This window comes from Vibrio sp. MACH09 (genome assembly GCF_033238805.1).
GTDB lineage: Bacteria > Pseudomonadota > Gammaproteobacteria > Enterobacterales > Vibrionaceae > Vibrio.
In genome coordinates this window covers 1,707,839-1,723,328 of the sequence record NZ_BSFZ01000002.1, presented here as the reverse complement: position 1 = coordinate 1,723,328, position 15,490 = coordinate 1,707,839, and the positions used below count along the sequence as shown (strand labels likewise).

The 15,490-nt window shown below is 40.4% G+C and carries 14 protein-coding genes; 11 read left to right on the top strand and 3 right to left on the bottom strand.

What is annotated here, in order from left to right; all coding sequences use genetic code 11:
• Positions 1–20 precede the first annotated feature (20 nt).
• The 11 genes from CHJ_RS22985 to CHJ_RS22935 all read left to right on the top strand — a co-directional run bounded on the left by CHJ_RS22985 (position 21) and on the right by CHJ_RS22935 (position 11,161).
• On the top strand, positions 21–887 hold the full coding sequence (locus CHJ_RS22985; RefSeq protein WP_317919176.1) for a MurR/RpiR family transcriptional regulator: 867 nt from the start codon (positions 21–23) through the stop codon (positions 885–887).
• A 14-nt stretch (positions 888–901) separates the two neighbouring features.
• Positions 902–2,341 carry an N-acyl-D-amino-acid deacylase family protein gene (locus CHJ_RS22980; RefSeq protein WP_317919175.1) on the top strand — a complete coding sequence of 480 codons (1,440 nt, stop codon included), beginning with the start codon at positions 902–904 and terminating at the stop codon, positions 2,339–2,341.
• Between the two features lie 22 nt (positions 2,342–2,363).
• Positions 2,364–2,750 (top strand): RidA family protein, encoded by a 387-nt coding sequence (locus tag CHJ_RS22975; RefSeq protein ID WP_317919174.1) that lies wholly within the window; start codon positions 2,364–2,366, stop codon positions 2,748–2,750.
• Positions 2,751–3,040: 290 nt separating this feature from the next.
• Positions 3,041–4,015, top strand: coding sequence for a sugar kinase (locus tag CHJ_RS22970; RefSeq protein ID WP_317919173.1), 975 nt, complete (start codon positions 3,041–3,043; stop codon positions 4,013–4,015).
• Complete coding sequence (locus CHJ_RS22965) at positions 4,008–4,655, top strand: bifunctional 4-hydroxy-2-oxoglutarate aldolase/2-dehydro-3-deoxy-phosphogluconate aldolase (protein ID WP_317919172.1); 648 nt, start codon at positions 4,008–4,010, stop codon at positions 4,653–4,655. Before CHJ_RS22970 ends, CHJ_RS22965 begins: the two co-directional genes overlap by 8 nt.
• A gap of 10 nt (positions 4,656–4,665) precedes the next feature.
• Positions 4,666–5,565, top strand: coding sequence for a 2-dehydro-3-deoxygalactonokinase (locus CHJ_RS22960; protein ID WP_317919171.1), 900 nt, complete (start codon positions 4,666–4,668; stop codon positions 5,563–5,565).
• Positions 5,558–6,199, top strand: a complete 642-nt coding sequence (locus tag CHJ_RS22955; RefSeq protein ID WP_317919170.1) for a 2-dehydro-3-deoxy-6-phosphogalactonate aldolase — start codon at positions 5,558–5,560, stop codon at positions 6,197–6,199. Before CHJ_RS22960 ends, CHJ_RS22955 begins: the two co-directional genes overlap by 8 nt.
• Before the next feature lie 1,000 nt (positions 6,200–7,199).
• On the top strand, positions 7,200–8,060 hold the full coding sequence (locus CHJ_RS22950) for a MurR/RpiR family transcriptional regulator (RefSeq protein ID WP_317919169.1): 861 nt from the start codon (positions 7,200–7,202) through the stop codon (positions 8,058–8,060).
• A 180-nt stretch (positions 8,061–8,240) separates the two neighbouring features.
• A complete protein-coding gene (locus CHJ_RS22945; RefSeq protein WP_317919168.1) occupies positions 8,241–8,768 on the top strand; it encodes a TRAP transporter small permease in 528 nt (175 codons plus the stop codon).
• Positions 8,762–10,039: a TRAP transporter large permease gene (locus CHJ_RS22940; RefSeq protein WP_317919167.1), complete on the top strand. Its 1,278-nt coding sequence runs from the start codon at positions 8,762–8,764 to the stop codon at positions 10,037–10,039. Before CHJ_RS22945 ends, CHJ_RS22940 begins: the two co-directional genes overlap by 7 nt.
• A 72-nt stretch (positions 10,040–10,111) precedes the next feature.
• On the top strand, positions 10,112–11,161 hold the full coding sequence (locus CHJ_RS22935; RefSeq protein WP_317919166.1) for a DctP family TRAP transporter solute-binding subunit: 1,050 nt from the start codon (positions 10,112–10,114) through the stop codon (positions 11,159–11,161).
• Between the two features lie 153 nt (positions 11,162–11,314).
• Here the strand turns inward: CHJ_RS22935 and CHJ_RS22930 are convergent, their stop codons facing one another.
• The 3 genes from CHJ_RS22930 to CHJ_RS22920 all read right to left on the bottom strand — a co-directional run bounded on the left by CHJ_RS22930 (position 11,315) and on the right by CHJ_RS22920 (position 15,476).
• Positions 11,315–12,181 (bottom strand): YjjW family glycine radical enzyme activase, encoded by an 867-nt coding sequence (locus tag CHJ_RS22930; RefSeq protein WP_317919165.1) that lies wholly within the window; start codon positions 12,179–12,181, stop codon positions 11,315–11,317.
• Complete coding sequence (locus tag CHJ_RS22925) at positions 12,153–13,682, bottom strand: YjjI family glycine radical enzyme (protein WP_317919237.1); 1,530 nt, start codon at positions 13,680–13,682, stop codon at positions 12,153–12,155. Before CHJ_RS22925 ends, CHJ_RS22930 begins: the two co-directional genes overlap by 29 nt.
• Positions 13,683–13,937: 255 nt before the next feature.
• Positions 13,938–15,476 (bottom strand): methyl-accepting chemotaxis protein, encoded by a 1,539-nt coding sequence (locus tag CHJ_RS22920; RefSeq protein ID WP_171753863.1) that lies wholly within the window; start codon positions 15,474–15,476, stop codon positions 13,938–13,940.
• Positions 15,477–15,490 lie beyond the last annotated feature (14 nt).

Here is a 15,490-nt window from a genome sequence, read left to right as displayed (position 1 = left end):
ACCCCGTTCTTGAGGTCATTATGAATGTAGAAATTGACATTATTTCTCGTATTACAGAGATGTATCCAAAGTTGCGAGAAGCAGAAAAATCAGTAGCAAAAGTCATTGTTGATGACTTAACTTTTGCCAGTTCCGCGAGTATTACTGAATTGGCAGAACAGGCGCAGGTAAGTGAAGCGTCAGTGACAAGATTTGCGAAAACAATGGGATGCAAAAACGTCCGAGATTTAAAGTTGAGGATTGTTAAATGTTTAGCCGTAGGCCAACGGTTTATTTATGAGAAACCCGATGAGACTGGTATCCAAGGCATTTATCAAAGTGCTCAAAATGTTATTCAAAAAAACAGAGACGCCATTACACCGGAAGTACTCAATAAAGCTTGTGACATTGTTAATAATTCTAGGCAGATAGTCATTGTCGGAATGGGAGGGGGGTCGACGGTACTTTCGCAAGAACTGCAGTTCAGGTTATTTCGGTTAGGGTATGTTGTCTCTTCATACAATGATGGCTTACTTACTCGAATGGCTGCCTCGACCATAGATGAAAAAGATGTGTTTATTGCTTTGTCTTTAACAGGATATACAGCAGAGATTGCAGAAAGTGCAGAAATTGCTAAGCAGTATGGGGCGAAAGTTATAGCAATTACACAAACGGGATCTCCATTAAGTGAAATCAGTGATCTGACACTGCCAATTATCACTGAGGAGAGTGACTACATTTATAAACCATCTTCATCTCGGTACGCCATGATGGTCACACTCGATATTCTTGCTTATAGGTTAGCATCTACTAATAAGCCTAAGGTAAGAGATAAATTAAGACGATTAAAAATAACGCTAGATAATCATCGTGATGGCAGCGGAAGTAGGCAGCCATTGGGAGATTAGTCCAAGGTATGTAAATGACTAGAAGTAAATATTTGATTAAGAACATCTCAATAGTAGATGGGACAGGACGTGCTCGATATACCTCTGATATTGAGTTTTCTCATGATCAGATTATTAATGTTGATAGCAATATTATATCGGAAGATGCGGAAATTATTGATGGACGAGGGCTAACGGTTGCTCCAGGCTTTATTGATGTTCATACCCATGATGATACCAATGTGATCCGTTACCCCGATTGTGTGCCAAAAATCAGTCAAGGCGTGACGACTGTGATTGTTGGTAATTGCGGTATCAGCGCTTCTCCTGCTGTGTTGCTCGATTCACCTCCTGATCCTATGAACTTACTTGGTCAGAAAGAGGATTTTCAGTACCCAAGATTTAAAGATTATGCTGACGCTATTGAAAAAGCGCAGCCTGCTGTGAATGTCGCTGCATTAGTTGGTCATACAACGCTTAGAAATAATGTTATGGACGACTTGTATCGCACTGCTACACGAGATGAAATTGAGTTAATGAAAGAGGCACTTAGTGACTCGTTAAAACACGGCGCTTTAGGCTTGAGCTCTGGTCTTGCTTATGCTTCGGCGTTTGAATCTGACCCTGAAGAAGTTACGCAGCTAGCCGCTGAACTGACTAAGCAAAATGGTATTTACACCACTCATATGCGTTCCGAGTTTGAACCGATTTTAGACGCGATGAAAGAAGCATTTTACGTCGGAAAAGCCAATGATATCCCAGTTGTTATATCTCATTTGAAGTGTGCGGGAGCTGGAAACTGGGGGCGTACCGTTGAAACACTTGCACTCATGGACAAAACCAAGAAACATCAAGATGTGAGCTGTGATTGCTATCCATATTCTGCTAGCTCATCCACATTGGATCTTAAACAAGTTACCGATGAATTCGATATATTTATTACTTGGTCTCAGTCACGCCCAGAGCATGCGCAAAAAATGCTAAAGAGTATTGCCAGTGAAATGGGTTGCACTTTGTTAGAAGCCGCTAAGGCTTTACAACCCGCAGGCGCGGTATATCACAATATGCATCCTGAAGATGTAGAAAGAGTGCTGAGTTCTGAGCATTCCATGATTGGTTCTGACGGGTTACCTAATGACCCTCATCCGCACCCGCGATTATGGGGAACATTTCCCAGAATGCTTGGACACTACTGTCGTGAGAAAAACCTGCTTTCACTAGAACAGGCAGTACATAAGATGACGGGTAAATCTGCGCATCGGTTTAATTTGGTAAATCGAGGAGTGATAAAGAAAGGCGCATTTGCAGACTTAGTTATCTTCGATGCTGAAACAATTAAAGATGAAGCGACATTTAGTCAGCCAGAGCAAAAGGCCAAAGGGATACATTCGGTATATGTTAATGGTCAATTAGCTTACCAAAACAATACTGTGGAACATGGCAGATACGGTCGATTTCTTCGACGTGGCTGTTAATTTAAAAAAACTGAGGTGAATTATGACAATTAAACGTTATGGTGTTGAAGGTAAAGCTGGAACAGGTGGACAGCATTTGCCATTTTCTAATGCAGTAGAAGCTGGTGGTTGGCTGTATATTTCGGGCCAAACTCCAATGACAGATGGTGAAGTTGTTGAAGGTGGCATTATTGAACAATCTCGTTTAGCCATTGATAACTGTTTGGATATCATGAAGAACGCACAGTATGGTAAAGAAGACATTGTTCATATGAAGGTTGTTTTAACTGATGCACGTTACTTTCAATCATTTAACAAAGTATTTAAAGAGTATTTTTCGGATCATCCGCCAGCTAGAATCTGTATGGTTGCGGACTTAGTTGTAGACGTAAAAGTAGAAGTGGACCTCACTTGTTACAAATCTAAATAGAATTATATTTAATAGTTTGATCAATTAATTTAAATACTCATTGGGATGTTGATAAATAATCTCAGTGGATATTATTTAACTAAAAACCTTTTGTTTTTAATTGAGCTGTGTGCAACTCAGTGGGATTGTTTAAGTGTGCTGGGTTGCCTGCTTTAATCAGGTGTGTTGTCCTTGATATGCCTAAATATCATTATAAATAATAGATGAATAATATAACTTAGGTAAGGTTATATATTTAATGGATGATTTATATATTCGGCTGCTTAATGACTATATTAGGAGGCGTATCTATGCCTGAAATAAAAAGAAAAATAGCACTCATTGGTGAGTGTATGGTTGAATTTGGAACGTCATCAGATAGCGGTATAAAGAAAAGTTATGGTGGAGATAGTTTAAATACAGCAATTTATCTATCAGCATTGAATCGTGATAAGAGCACTCAAGTCTCTTATGTTACCTCGATGGGAAGTGATGATTTAAGCCGTGAAATTATCGCGAGTTGGCAGCAGCAAAATATTAACACTGACAATGTGCTGATTGATTCAAAAAGAACGGTCGGCGCTTATTTGATCCGGCTGGATGAAGCCGGAGAACGTTCATTTGTATATTGGAGAGACAACTCAGCGGCCAAGTACATGGTGTCTCATCCAGAGTTTCATCGAGTTCAATCGGGACTAGAATCGATGGATGCAATTTACGTCAGCGGTATTAGTTTGGCTATTTTACCGAAGGAAGACTGTGCATCTTTAGTATCGCAATTAGAACAGTTATCTAAGTTAGGTGTGGCAATTATTTTTGATTCTAATCATCGACCTCGTTTATGGGAAAGCAGAGGGGGTGAAGGCCATGCACAATATATTCATAAGAAGGTTTTATCATTTTGCGATTTAGCCTTGTTAACTGATGACGACGAAAAGAATTTATGGGGTGATTCAGACTACCTCGACACCTTAGCGCGCTTAGAAAAGTCAGGAGTGAACAAGGTTGTATTGAAAAGAGGAAAGAATGGATGTGTTTATAAAGACTTTATAAACAATAAAATGATTCATGTGGGAATAGAGGATGATATTCAGGTTGTAGATACCACATCTGCCGGTGATTCATTTAATGCTGGTTTTCTACATGGTTATATTCGTGGTTATAAACCAGAAGAGTGTGCGGAAATAGGTAATTGCCTTGCTGGAATAGTTATACAACACAGAGGGGCGTTAATCAGTAAATCATTATTGGAATCTGCAATTATTAAGGCTAATAAATATGAATAAGCTAATTGAACAAATGGAAAAAATAAAGGTTATTCCAGTTATCGCATTGGATAATGCTGAAGATATTATACCTTTAGGAAAAGCGTTATTTGATAATGGACTTCCGGCGGCTGAAATTACCTTTCGTTCGGATGCGGCAGAAGAAGCAATTAGACTATTGCGTCAGTCTCAACCAGAGATGCTTATTGGCGCAGGTACAGTATTAACTGAGTCACAAGTGATCGCGGCCAAAAATGCAGGGGCCAGTTTTATAGTATCACCGGGGTTTAGTCCTCAAACCGCATTAGCTTGTAAAACCATAAATATCCCTTACATCCCAGGAGTAAATAACCCAACGTCGATTGAGGCTGCACTCGCTATGGATTTGAAAATGCTTAAGTTCTTTCCGGCAGAGGCCTCAGGTGGCATTGGTATGCTTAAAGCGCTTTTAGCGCCTTATGTCGATATTCAAATTATGCCAACTGGTGGGGTAAACCCAGAAAATGTTCAAGACTATCTCGCAATAGATCGAGTCACTGCATGTGGTGGAACTTGGATGGTGGACAAGAAGCTAATTAATAATAAGGATTGGCAACAAATTGGACTCCTCGCTAAACAGGCTGCATCGAGCGTAGGGAATGCATACTCTACAGAAGCATAAGAAGGCCGTTATGAAAGATAATAAAGGTAGTTATATCGCGATAGATTGGGGAACAACCAACTTCAGGGCTTTCTTAATTAACTCTTCAGGAGAGCGACTCGATCAGGTAGAAGAGCCGTTAGGTCTACTTCAAATAGAGAATCAGCAATTTGCCGAATCTTTAGAAAAAATATTATCTGGTTGGATCGAGAACTATCAGCATCTTCCCATATATATGGCGGGTATGGTTGGTTCTGCGCAGGGGTGGGTTAATGTTCCTTATGTGGAAACGTCAGTTACCACCGAGAAACTTGCGAATGCGGTGTACTCTCTTCCGTTACCGTGGGGCAGTACTGCCTACATAGTTCCGGGGGTTTGTCATAGTCACTCCCCAAAGAGACACGATGTCATGCGGGGAGAAGAGGTTCAGTGTTTTGGGCTTCGTGCCGCAATAGAAAAGAATAATTTTACCGCTGTTTTTCCAGGCACTCATAGTAAGCATATCGCTATGACAAATGGGGAACTAACAGACTTCTCTACTTATATGACAGGCGAACTGTACTCAATATTATCTCAGCATTCCATTCTTGGTCACTCTCTTCCTAAGCAATTTGAATCAAATTATGCCTTTGATATGGGTGTTAGAGAAAGCAAAACGGAGAACTTAAGTCATTCACTTTTTTCAGTTAGAACAATGCGTTTGTTTGACAACGTGAAAGATGAACACACTTTAAACTATCTCTCTGGTTTGTTAATTGGCTATGAGCTGAAAGAGCTACAAGGTAATCATCTCTATATTGTTGGCAATACAGAGTTGGGTTGGCGATATGAGTACGCATCAGAGTTACTTTCCTTAAACAGTACAATAGTGAGTGGAGACGACTGTTTTATACTGGGAATGAATCAAATATATGGAGTATTAAATGCTTAGTAATGTAGATTTCGATCTAGATAATCACCTGCCTCTAATTGCAATATTGCGAGGGATTACACCACAAGATGTGGTTAGAGTGGCGGAGATATTGATCAGTGAAGGCTATTCAATGATAGAAGTCCCACTTAACAGTCCGAATGCAATAGAAAGTATTAAACTATTATCAGCCGCTTACAATAAAACCTGTTATGTCGGTGCAGGGACGGTGACTTCAAAGGAATTGGTTAAAGAGGTTATTGCTGCTGGCGCTAATTTGGTTGTGACTCCAAACCTAAATGATGATGTCGTTACGCTCTCATTGGAGGCAAATTGTATTGTATTTCCCGGTGTTGCAACACCAACCGAGGCCTTTTCTGCATTGGCGTTGGGAGCGACAGGAATAAAGCTGTTTCCTGTCTCAGTACTTGGATTAGATGGATTTAAAGCCCTAAAAGCCGTCCTGCCAGAACAGACAATATGTTTACCCGTGGGCGGGATTGAGCCGATAGAGGAGAGCATGAGACCATTGCTTAATATTGGTGCCAAAGGATTCGGCTTAGGTTCATCATTATACAAACCTGGTATGAGTGACGAAACTATCAGACAGAATGCACGAGATTATGTAACGGCATTTCACTTAGCCAATCAATAATAGCGTTGTAGCCCCATAAGGTGTTGTCTAAAGTAGTGGTTAGAACGGCGTTAACAACCGGTTTAATGACTACTTTAGTTACGTAAAGCACCTGATATGCTTATCAGAATTAACAGCAGTCAGCTCTACAAGATAAAAACGAGTTCATAGTATAGTGATGAATTCCATTCCGACGTTCGTTTAGCAAAACATCTCCCCGTATAAAACAAGTCGCTGATATGTGCGTCTTACCTTGGTGGAAAAAACCAATCAGGCAAGTCTAATCAAGTTGTTGTAATTTTTGATACTTCTTCACTAAGTAATTCATATTTAGTAAACCTAAAATAACCTCAGCTCGGGATAATTTAAGCCGCTCAGTACTGCTCTTATAGCGTCTGACTTCGTTAAAATCAACGTGATAGAATAACTATCACTTATAATTTTGCCTTGTCATTCATCTAAAATAGCAGCACTGCGCCTAGTTAAAGCTTAACTTATTATTAAATATGGAGTTTTGACTTTCTTATCCCGAGTTGAGGTTAAAATAAGATATCTATCATATAAATACACAGTGATTAGGTGTGCCATGTCATATTTAATATGAGCCGAGATTTATATATGAAGAGCTGCATTTTATTAATAAATTAATGAAAAACAATATTCGGAAAAACATTATCCACTAAGAATTTATGTTACTTCGGCATAGTTTAGCAACATCTCTTTTTTCTAGAAAAATTGCAGCTTATATATGGCTTAAAAAGCGTGAAATAGCTCAAGTTTTTATCTGTTTTAGCTATGTAAGAAAGAACAATTTATCATTTGTTCGATACTATCTATCACAATATTTTCAATTAATGCAAATTGCTTTCAAAATATAACTTATTGTTTTTTATGCAATTAAGTATTTTTTTGGTCGCAAAAAGATAGAAACTATCACAATTATATTTTTCAGTGTGAGTGAACTCTCAGATATGTTAACGATAAATTAATAAATTAGACATATAAATTAGAAGGTCCCGCTATGAATTATGAATTAGACATAGTTTCACGAATACATGATGTATATATACAGCTTCGCGGAGCGGAAAAAAGAGTCGCAAAAGCGATCACAGATGATATTACATTTAGTGCAAAAGCAAGTATTACCGATATAGCGAAAAAAGCAGGTGTTAGTGAAGCAACAGTGACTCGTTTTGCAAAAGCGGTAGGTTGCAAGGATGTAAGAGATTTAAAAGTTAAATTAGCCCAGTGTCAAAGTTTAGGGCAGCGATTTGTCAGCAACACAGTATATTCTGATACCCAAGGACTGTTTTCAGCAATACATAAAACATTGGACTGTCATGAACAAATCGTTTCTGAAAGTAATATAGAAGAAGCTATCGACATTATCGAACAGTCACAACAGATGATGATTTTTGGTTGTGGAGGCTCATCAAGTGTCATGGCCCAAGAAGCTCAGAATAGATTTTTTAGATTGGGTGTGATGTGTTCTGTGCATAACGATAGTTTAATGGGAAGAATGACAGCGTCCGTATTAAGTAAAAAGGACGTTTTGGTAATTTTCTCGATTTCAGGAAGATCTCCAGAAATCATCGATATTACAAAAGTAGCGAAGCAGTATGGAGTGAAAGTTTTGGCGTTTACCAGCGCAATTTCACCTTTAGCAGAGCTTGCCGATGTTGTGTTCAAAATCGAAGTGAGTGAGGGTGATGATATTTTTCGTCCTACAACATCAAGATATGCACTATTGGTTCAGCTAGATGTATTGGCGATGAAGCTTGCCCATAAAAGAGAATCATTAGTACAGGAAAATTTAAGGCGAATTAAATTCAATCTCGATTCTTATAGAGGAGGAAATGGAAGGCTACCACTAGGAGATTGATATATTTATCAGTAGTTTATATATTCCATTCTGCGGCCATATAATAAATACTATGTATATTTAAGTTAAACGCAGAGAAAAATAAAATGATTGATTGTTGTTTTATAAGATAGACGGTTTTTAAAGGGTTTTGCTTTAGAACCAATTTTAAAATTTAAGTGAGTAATTAGAGGGTAACCTATGGGTACCATTAGAAATAAACTTAATGCTTTTGGCGCACTGGTTAATAAAATTAATCAATATGCCGTTGGTATTTTAATGGCATTGTTAATATTAGATGTTTGGGTGGGCGTGGCAGACAGATATATATTTCACTGGCAGTTATCTTGGGTAGAAGAGCTAGCACGCTACATAATGATTTGGGGTATTTTGCTAGCGGTTCCATGTTGTACTTTTGGCCGCGAACATATGGGATTAGAGTTTATTACCAAAAGATTGCCAATCAAAGTACAGCAATTTTTAAAAGTGATGATGGGGTGTTTATTAGTCCTGTTTTTCTCATACGTCTCTTATGCAGGAATAGCTTACGTGTCTAAAGGTGCGAACCAGCTTTCTACGGTGTTTTCATTACCGATGTCGTATGCGTATGCAGCGATACCTATTACTTTTTCGCTTAGTGCTTTTCAAGCGTTGATTGTATTGATTCAAGATGCCATTGATGTTTTCAGCGCTGAGAACAACGACGTAACAGGAGGTGACCTATGTTAGTTGGTGCAATTTTTCTTATCCTTTTGTTATTGGGCGCACCTGTAGCCTTATCTCTTGGTGTGGCAGGCTTAACAGGTATGTTTGATGTAGGTGGAATGCATTTCGCTTCGCTTGCACCAAGTAAAATATTTAACGGCTTAAACATTTTCCCATTTTTAGCCATGCCATTTTTCATCCTCGCGGGTGAAATAATGAACCAAACGGGAATAACCAGCCGACTTGTTCTATTAGCAGAGTCATTAGTTGGACATTTTCGTGGTGGCTTAGCACATTCAAACATGTTGGCTTCGGTGTTCTTTTCAGGCATTACTGGCTCAGCAACGGCGGATGCTGCTGCTTTCGGTCGTACCTTGGTTCCTGCAATGGAAAAACAAGGCTATACACGTTCTTATGCTTGTGCTGTAACCGCTGCAGGTTCCATTATTGGGCCAACAATTCCGCCATCTGGTTTAATGGTTGTATATGGGTCGTTAATGGGCGTCTCTATTGGTGGTCTATTTGCGACAGGTATCCTGCCGGGGCTGTTAGTTTGTGCAGTTTGTATGGCGATAATTGGTGTAACAGGAAAGAGCAAAAATCTACCAAAGATGGCTCAACGTGCTTCTCTTGCTGTGGTGTTGTCGCATTTTAGAGGCTCTATTCTTGCGTTACTTATGCCTCTTATCATATTAGGTGGCATTGTTTTTGGTATCGTGACACCAACAGAAGCGGCGTCAATTGCGGTTGCTTATTCTCTATTTGTTGGTTCGGTTATATATCGTAACCTGACGGCTAAAGCGCTGTTCTCAATGATGATAAGAACGGCACAAATATCAGCAGTTATTTACTTAATTATTGGCTCTGCTTCTATATTAGGTTGGTGGTTGAGTTTTAACCAAATACCACAGCAAATTGCGGATGTATTTATTGGGCTATCAAGTAATCCAGATATCATTTTATTACTTATTATGATGCTCTTGTTAACCGTTGGAATGATTATGGACATCAATGTGATGTTAATTATTCTAGCTCCAATATTGGTTCCATTAACACAAGAAATAGGTATGGACCCACTGCATGCTGGTATCGTATTTGTTTTGTCATTAAATATATCACTGATGACTCCACCGATAGGAGCTTGCTTATTTGTATTGTCTTCTGTAACAGGAACGAAATTAGAAGAAATTGCCAAAGACTTAATGCCATTTTTAATTGGGGAACTAGCTTTACTATTCTTTATTGCTTATTCACCAGATGTGGCGTTATTTATTCCTAGATTGCTAGGTTATTAAATAAAGATATTTAATTATCACAATAAACTTGTTAGTACCTTACACATATTGAAAGAAATGGAGATTTATCCAATGAAGAATATTACGAAAACAGTTTTAGCAACAGTAATACTTTCCTGCTCAATGTCGAGTTCAGTATTTGCTGAAAAGCTAATTCGATTTGGACACGATAACAAAGCCGATATGATGGAAAACCCAGCCCATGCTTTTGTTGGTGTTTTTAAAAATATTGTAGAAACTGCGTCAAATGGCGAAATAAAAGTACAGGTATACCCTAGCAACCAGTTAGGATCGTCAAAAGAGCATATCCAGATGGTACGCGACGGTCAATTGCAAGCAACGTTGTCTTCAGTAGGGGCGTTAGCAGGTTACTATCCTAGAATTGGAGTGTTAGATATTCCATTTGCATTTGATAGTAATGCATCTACATACAATGTGTTGGATGGCAAGTTTGGTAAAGTGCTAGCGAAGGATATTGAAGATGAGCTAGGGGATGTAAAAGTACTGGCTTTCCCTGATACAGGTGGTTTTTTCTCGGTAACAAACTCTAAACGTCCGATTAATACTTTGGAAGATTTAGATGGCTTGCGTATCCGTACTATGACGCTTCCTACTCACCAAACTATTGTGAAATCTCTTGGAGCGGAAGCGTATCCATTGGCTTGGGGTGAAGTATATTCAGCGTTGCAAACGGGTGTTATTGATGGACAGATGAACCCGGTTCCAACCGTATCGTTTGCTAAGTTTAATGAAGTGCAGGGGTATCTAACACTGACAAACCATCTATTTGCACCATATACGTTTATGATGAATGAAAATCTATATAACAGCTTTACTGAAGAAGAAAAGAAAATCATTCATGATGCGACACAAATTGCGTTAAGTGCCAACCGAGGTTTGTCACGACTAATTGAAGCATCGTCTGACCGAGGTCTTACAGGACTTAAAAAAGTTATGAAGGTGAATGCACTATCTCCAGCAGAGCGTGAGAAAATGCGTGAAGCAACTCAACCAAAAGTTAAAGTGCTTATTAAAGAATCCTTAGGTGAAAAAGGCGTAGAGTTGATGGATCTTTTCTTAGAGGAAGTTGATTCAGCGAATAAATCGAGCTACCTAAAATAATACATCCAGCTAGCAAAACTTAGCGGTAAAAGAGGTCCATATAATGGACCTCTTTTTTTGCGGTTAATTTTATTTTTAGCTATTAAGTGTTCTCGTTGCGGCAATATGTATTTAGGTCTAGAACTCACTAGTCAGTCCATCAGATATATGGAATTACAAATAAACGCTTGGAAGAATAAGGTTATTGACGCCGCGTTGTTCAAGCTGCGCAGCGAACTGTTTAACGCTTTCTTCACTGCATGACGGCCACTGCTCAGCTTCTCCTGTTACGCCGTGTTGTTGAAAAGCGTTAATTTTTATTCTTACATCAGCTCCTCGTTTTGTAAGAAACTGAGCTAGGGCATCGACTTCGGTCTGCAGATCGGTTTGGTTTGGGATAAGCAGTAATCTCACTTCGTACAGTTTGTGGTTCTGTTCTAATAACTGAATGGTTTGAATCACTTTGCTATTTTCGCGATTGGTCAGTCGTAAATGTGTCTCTTTTTGCCACGCTTTAAGATCAATCATTGCGCCGTCGATTACTGGAAGCAGTTTTTGCCAGCCATGACGGCTAAGAGAACCATTGCTGTCCACCATGCAAGTTAAATGTTGGGTTGAGGCGTCTTGCTTGAGTGCAGTAAACAGCGCCACAATGAAGGGAAGCTGAAGGGTGGCTTCGCCGCCAGTGACGGTGATACCAGATAAAAATGGGCTGTGTGTACGGATAAGCGCCATCATCTCATCAACAGAGTACTGCTTGGTTTTTGGTGTTGAGTTGCGAGGACATACTTCGATACACGCGTCGCATTCGGTACACAGTGAGGCCTGCCAGTGTACTTGCTGTCCATGCATCGACAGCGCCTTTTCTGGGCAAACTGCCACACACTCGGCGCAATGATCGCAGAGATTAATCGTGTGTGGATTGTGACAGTTTAAGCAATTGAAATTGCAGCCTTGCAGAAAGATAACGAGCCTGTTTCCAGGCCCATCAACGCAAGAGAAAGTCAGAATTTTACTGACTGTAGCTTGGATCTTGCTCATGACTTACGACACGCGGTTTGCGATTAAGGATATTGGTGTTTTCAGCCGCTTCGGCTCCGAGTCCAGTGGTATTGGTTCTTGAACCTTGCTGTGAGAATTTGGCGATATCTGACAGTTTGATCATATACCCAGTCACGCGAACTAGGTCGTTGGATGCCACGTTAGCGGTGAACTCTCTGAAGCCGATTGAAAGAGCGCCTTTGGCAAGTTGGAACATCGCTTGTGGGTTGTCTTTTACCGTTTCATCTATAGTAAGAATGTCACTAATACCGGATGAGTAATACTGGTGATGAGCCGCTAGCGCCTGAATATGGCTAACTGGATCGGGTTCATCTCCGTATGGAATACGGACACCGGGAGTCACCTCTTTATCTAAGCTAATTCCGCCTTGGGCGTGCAATAGAGCTCGGCCATGCCAGCCGTAACTTACCGGGGTATTTTTAACTATTGAATCCAGTTTGGCTGAGATTGAGTGACCTAACTGGTTCGCTTCAGAATCTACGCCGTATCGGCCTTCTTTATTTGATTTCTGATGTAAAATATTGACAGTTTCCGCCATGCCGTAAATACCAAACATCGGCGCGAAGCGATCTTCATAGATCAGTTCTTCTTCTACTAAGAAGCTGTTAAAGAAGTGAGAATCACCGTGTAAAAATGATGTTCTAGCCTCAATAAGTTCAAACATTAATTGGCAGTAATGAGGCAAGGTTTCACTCATGAAGTGCTGCGTATTGTCGGTGCGGTTTGCCACTTCCTTCAAGTTGAGTCGTACTAAGGTGTTGGCGCCGCCAGCGAGTGGTAAAGAGTTGTAGCAACTAACAATAGCAAAACCTGTATCGTCATAGGTTTGAGCATGAATTGGATAGTTGGCAATATGTGGCTTGCTGCACTCACAAATGCAGTTCGCGGCTAGTTGCAATAAGTCATCTGGCGTTTGTTGCGGGTCGTGCATAAAAGTCAGATTTGGAGCGATCTGTTTTAACTCTGCGTCCACCTTTAAAATTGTGCGGCATACGATATTGTCTTTCGGACCAATATTGGCATGCATAAAGGCATCTGGAAGCGTTCTATCAAGCATGATCCAAAACAGTTTAAGCTTCTGATATAGAGTTTCTTCATCAACATCTTTTACATAAGGAAGCAGTACTTCATCTAACTGGCCAATATAGACAGGGATGTTGGTTACTGATGGTACATGATGATACAAAATGGTCAGCGCATTGATGGCTTCATCTAGGTTAGTCGCAGGTTCTAGTTCAAGGTATTTAGACCCTTGTTTAAGAAACTTAGCGTAATCCGGCAGAACATATCTTGGTTTGAATGGTGCGTGCCCTTCAAAAATGTCACAGATTACCCCTTGCTCCATTGCTTGTTTTAGCTCATCTGAAATTGATGGATAAGGGATAGCCGCATCTGCCTCCAACGATAAGTAGTTACTCTTCTGTTTTGGAGATAGGTGAGGGTCGGTGGCAATGTTACGAAATGTTTGTTCTAAGCTCATAGTTGAAGACTCGCTGATGATTCTTGCCACTACTTTAGTACGGTATTGGATAAGGAAAAAGAAAAATAGGCCACTTAATCGGTTTCGGTGGCAGAAATTTGAGGTTTGGCACTGACATTGGTGAATGTTGCACCAATCTCGCCATCTCATTCGCTCTCTACGAGGGGTTGCGAAAGTGGGGGGGTTATCGTCTTGCAAAAGACCCAGTTAATTTCTAGAGTAACTGGGTCTTCATTTTTTGCTCTGTAAATGAGCCTACTGTTTAAATGAAAGTCCAAGTGATGCTAATTGCTGTGCCTTGTTTTCAATGTTGTGCGCTAATGACGCCACTTCGTCGACATCTTTAAGGTTACTTTGAGACGCGTTGCGTATCTCAACTATATTTTGGTTTACATCTTGAGCAACGGCGGTCTGCTCTTCTGCTGCGGTGGAGATCTGCGCCGCGGCATCCTCTATTGATTGCATGACACCGTTTAGCTCATTGATGGTTTGTTGTGTGCTGGTGGTGTTGTCTAAGCACACTTTCGCGACATCTTGTCCATTTTTCATGGTCGAAGTAAGGGTTGAGATAGATGACATGACACTATCCATTGAGGCTTGAATATTTTGAGTGGTACGGTGAGTTCGTTGGCTCAGTGCCCGTACTTCATCGGCCACAACCGCAAACCCTCGTCCTTGTTCTCCTGCTCTGGCGGACTCAATTGCGGCATTTAACGCCAATAGATTAGTCTGCTCGGCAATACTCTGAATCTCTGCCATCAAACTTGAAATGCTGGTTATTTTTGCTGAAAGATCTTCGGTAGAAACGAAAGAAGATTCCACTTCTTTTGCCAAATTAGTGACTTCTTGCTGGGTTTTGTCCATATAAGACGTAGCGTGACTACAGGTTTCGTTGGCCTGATGGACTTGTTCAAGAGTCGCCGAGCTGTTGCGAGCGACTTCGTTAATGGTTGTCACCATCTCTTCCATTGCTGAGACGACTTTCTCCAGTTCAAGGGACTCTTTCTCGACATTTTCATGGGCGTGAGCCGAAGCATCTTCAAGAGAGTGAACGGAATTGAGTAAAACGTTACTGCTATCCATTGTTCGTCCAAGAATAGTTTGCACTCGTCCCTGCTGCATTTTTATATGGTACTCAGCGTAGTTACTCTTATCGTTACAAAAAACCAGTCTTGAAATACTGTCATAGGTATATTTAAGGTCGTCATAAAATTTTTGACGAACAAAGAGCTCGTGATACATAACAGCAAAAGTGGCAAACGGAATAAGCAGAGTATAAAAAGGTGAAAGGTATATTCCTGCACTAACTGAGCCAATAGTTAATAGCAGTAACAGAAGGATTCGTTGTTTTGTGGTAAAGCGGATTTTGGCGGTGAGGCGTTTTCCTTTATCGGCCACAGCGTATAGCTTCTCAGCACGGCGTCTGATCTCAGGAGCAAGAACACGACGCACGGATTGAAAACCGATCAGCTGAGCGTTCTCATAAATGGGGGTGACAAAAGCATCTACCCAATAATATCGACCATCTTTGCATCGGTTTTTTACTGCGCCCCGCCACGCTTGACCTTCGCCTATGTGTTCCCATAAATCTTTAAAGGCGGCTTTAGGCATATCAGGGTGACGAATTAGGTTGTGGTTTTTTCCTACTAGTTCTTGCAAGCTGTAGCCTGAAATTCGGCAGAACTCTTCATTGGCATAGGTTATAACGCCTCTTTTATCTGTGGTGGAGACGAGTTCTTCATTTTCGGCGAATGTTACTTCCTGATCGATAATAGCTCGATTTCTTTTAGACATGTTTCCGTCCTGAC

Excerpts from the sequence above, each read along its gene's own strand:
- CHJ_RS22985 (WP_317919176.1), top strand. The coding sequence starts at position 21 with ATGAATGTAGAAATTGACATTATTTCTCGTATTACAGAGATGTATCCA.
- CHJ_RS22980 (WP_317919175.1), top strand. The coding sequence starts at position 902 with ATGACTAGAAGTAAATATTTGATTAAGAACATCTCAATAGTAGATGGG.
- CHJ_RS22975 (WP_317919174.1), top strand. The coding sequence starts at position 2,364 with ATGACAATTAAACGTTATGGTGTTGAAGGTAAAGCTGGAACAGGTGGA.
- CHJ_RS22970 (WP_317919173.1), top strand. The coding sequence starts at position 3,041 with ATGCCTGAAATAAAAAGAAAAATAGCACTCATTGGTGAGTGTATGGTT.
- CHJ_RS22965 (WP_317919172.1), top strand. The coding sequence starts at position 4,008 with ATGAATAAGCTAATTGAACAAATGGAAAAAATAAAGGTTATTCCAGTT.
- CHJ_RS22960 (WP_317919171.1), top strand. The coding sequence starts at position 4,666 with ATGAAAGATAATAAAGGTAGTTATATCGCGATAGATTGGGGAACAACC.
- CHJ_RS22955 (WP_317919170.1), top strand. The coding sequence starts at position 5,558 with ATGCTTAGTAATGTAGATTTCGATCTAGATAATCACCTGCCTCTAATT.
- CHJ_RS22950 (WP_317919169.1), top strand. The coding sequence starts at position 7,200 with ATGAATTATGAATTAGACATAGTTTCACGAATACATGATGTATATATA.
- CHJ_RS22945 (WP_317919168.1), top strand. The coding sequence starts at position 8,241 with ATGGGTACCATTAGAAATAAACTTAATGCTTTTGGCGCACTGGTTAAT.
- CHJ_RS22940 (WP_317919167.1), top strand. The coding sequence starts at position 8,762 with ATGTTAGTTGGTGCAATTTTTCTTATCCTTTTGTTATTGGGCGCACCT.
- CHJ_RS22935 (WP_317919166.1), top strand. The coding sequence starts at position 10,112 with ATGAAGAATATTACGAAAACAGTTTTAGCAACAGTAATACTTTCCTGC.
- CHJ_RS22930 (WP_317919165.1), bottom strand. The coding sequence starts at position 12,181 with ATGAGCAAGATCCAAGCTACAGTCAGTAAAATTCTGACTTTCTCTTGC.
- CHJ_RS22925 (WP_317919237.1), bottom strand. The coding sequence starts at position 13,682 with ATGAGCTTAGAACAAACATTTCGTAACATTGCCACCGACCCTCACCTA.
- CHJ_RS22920 (WP_171753863.1), bottom strand. The coding sequence starts at position 15,476 with ATGTCTAAAAGAAATCGAGCTATTATCGATCAGGAAGTAACATTCGCC.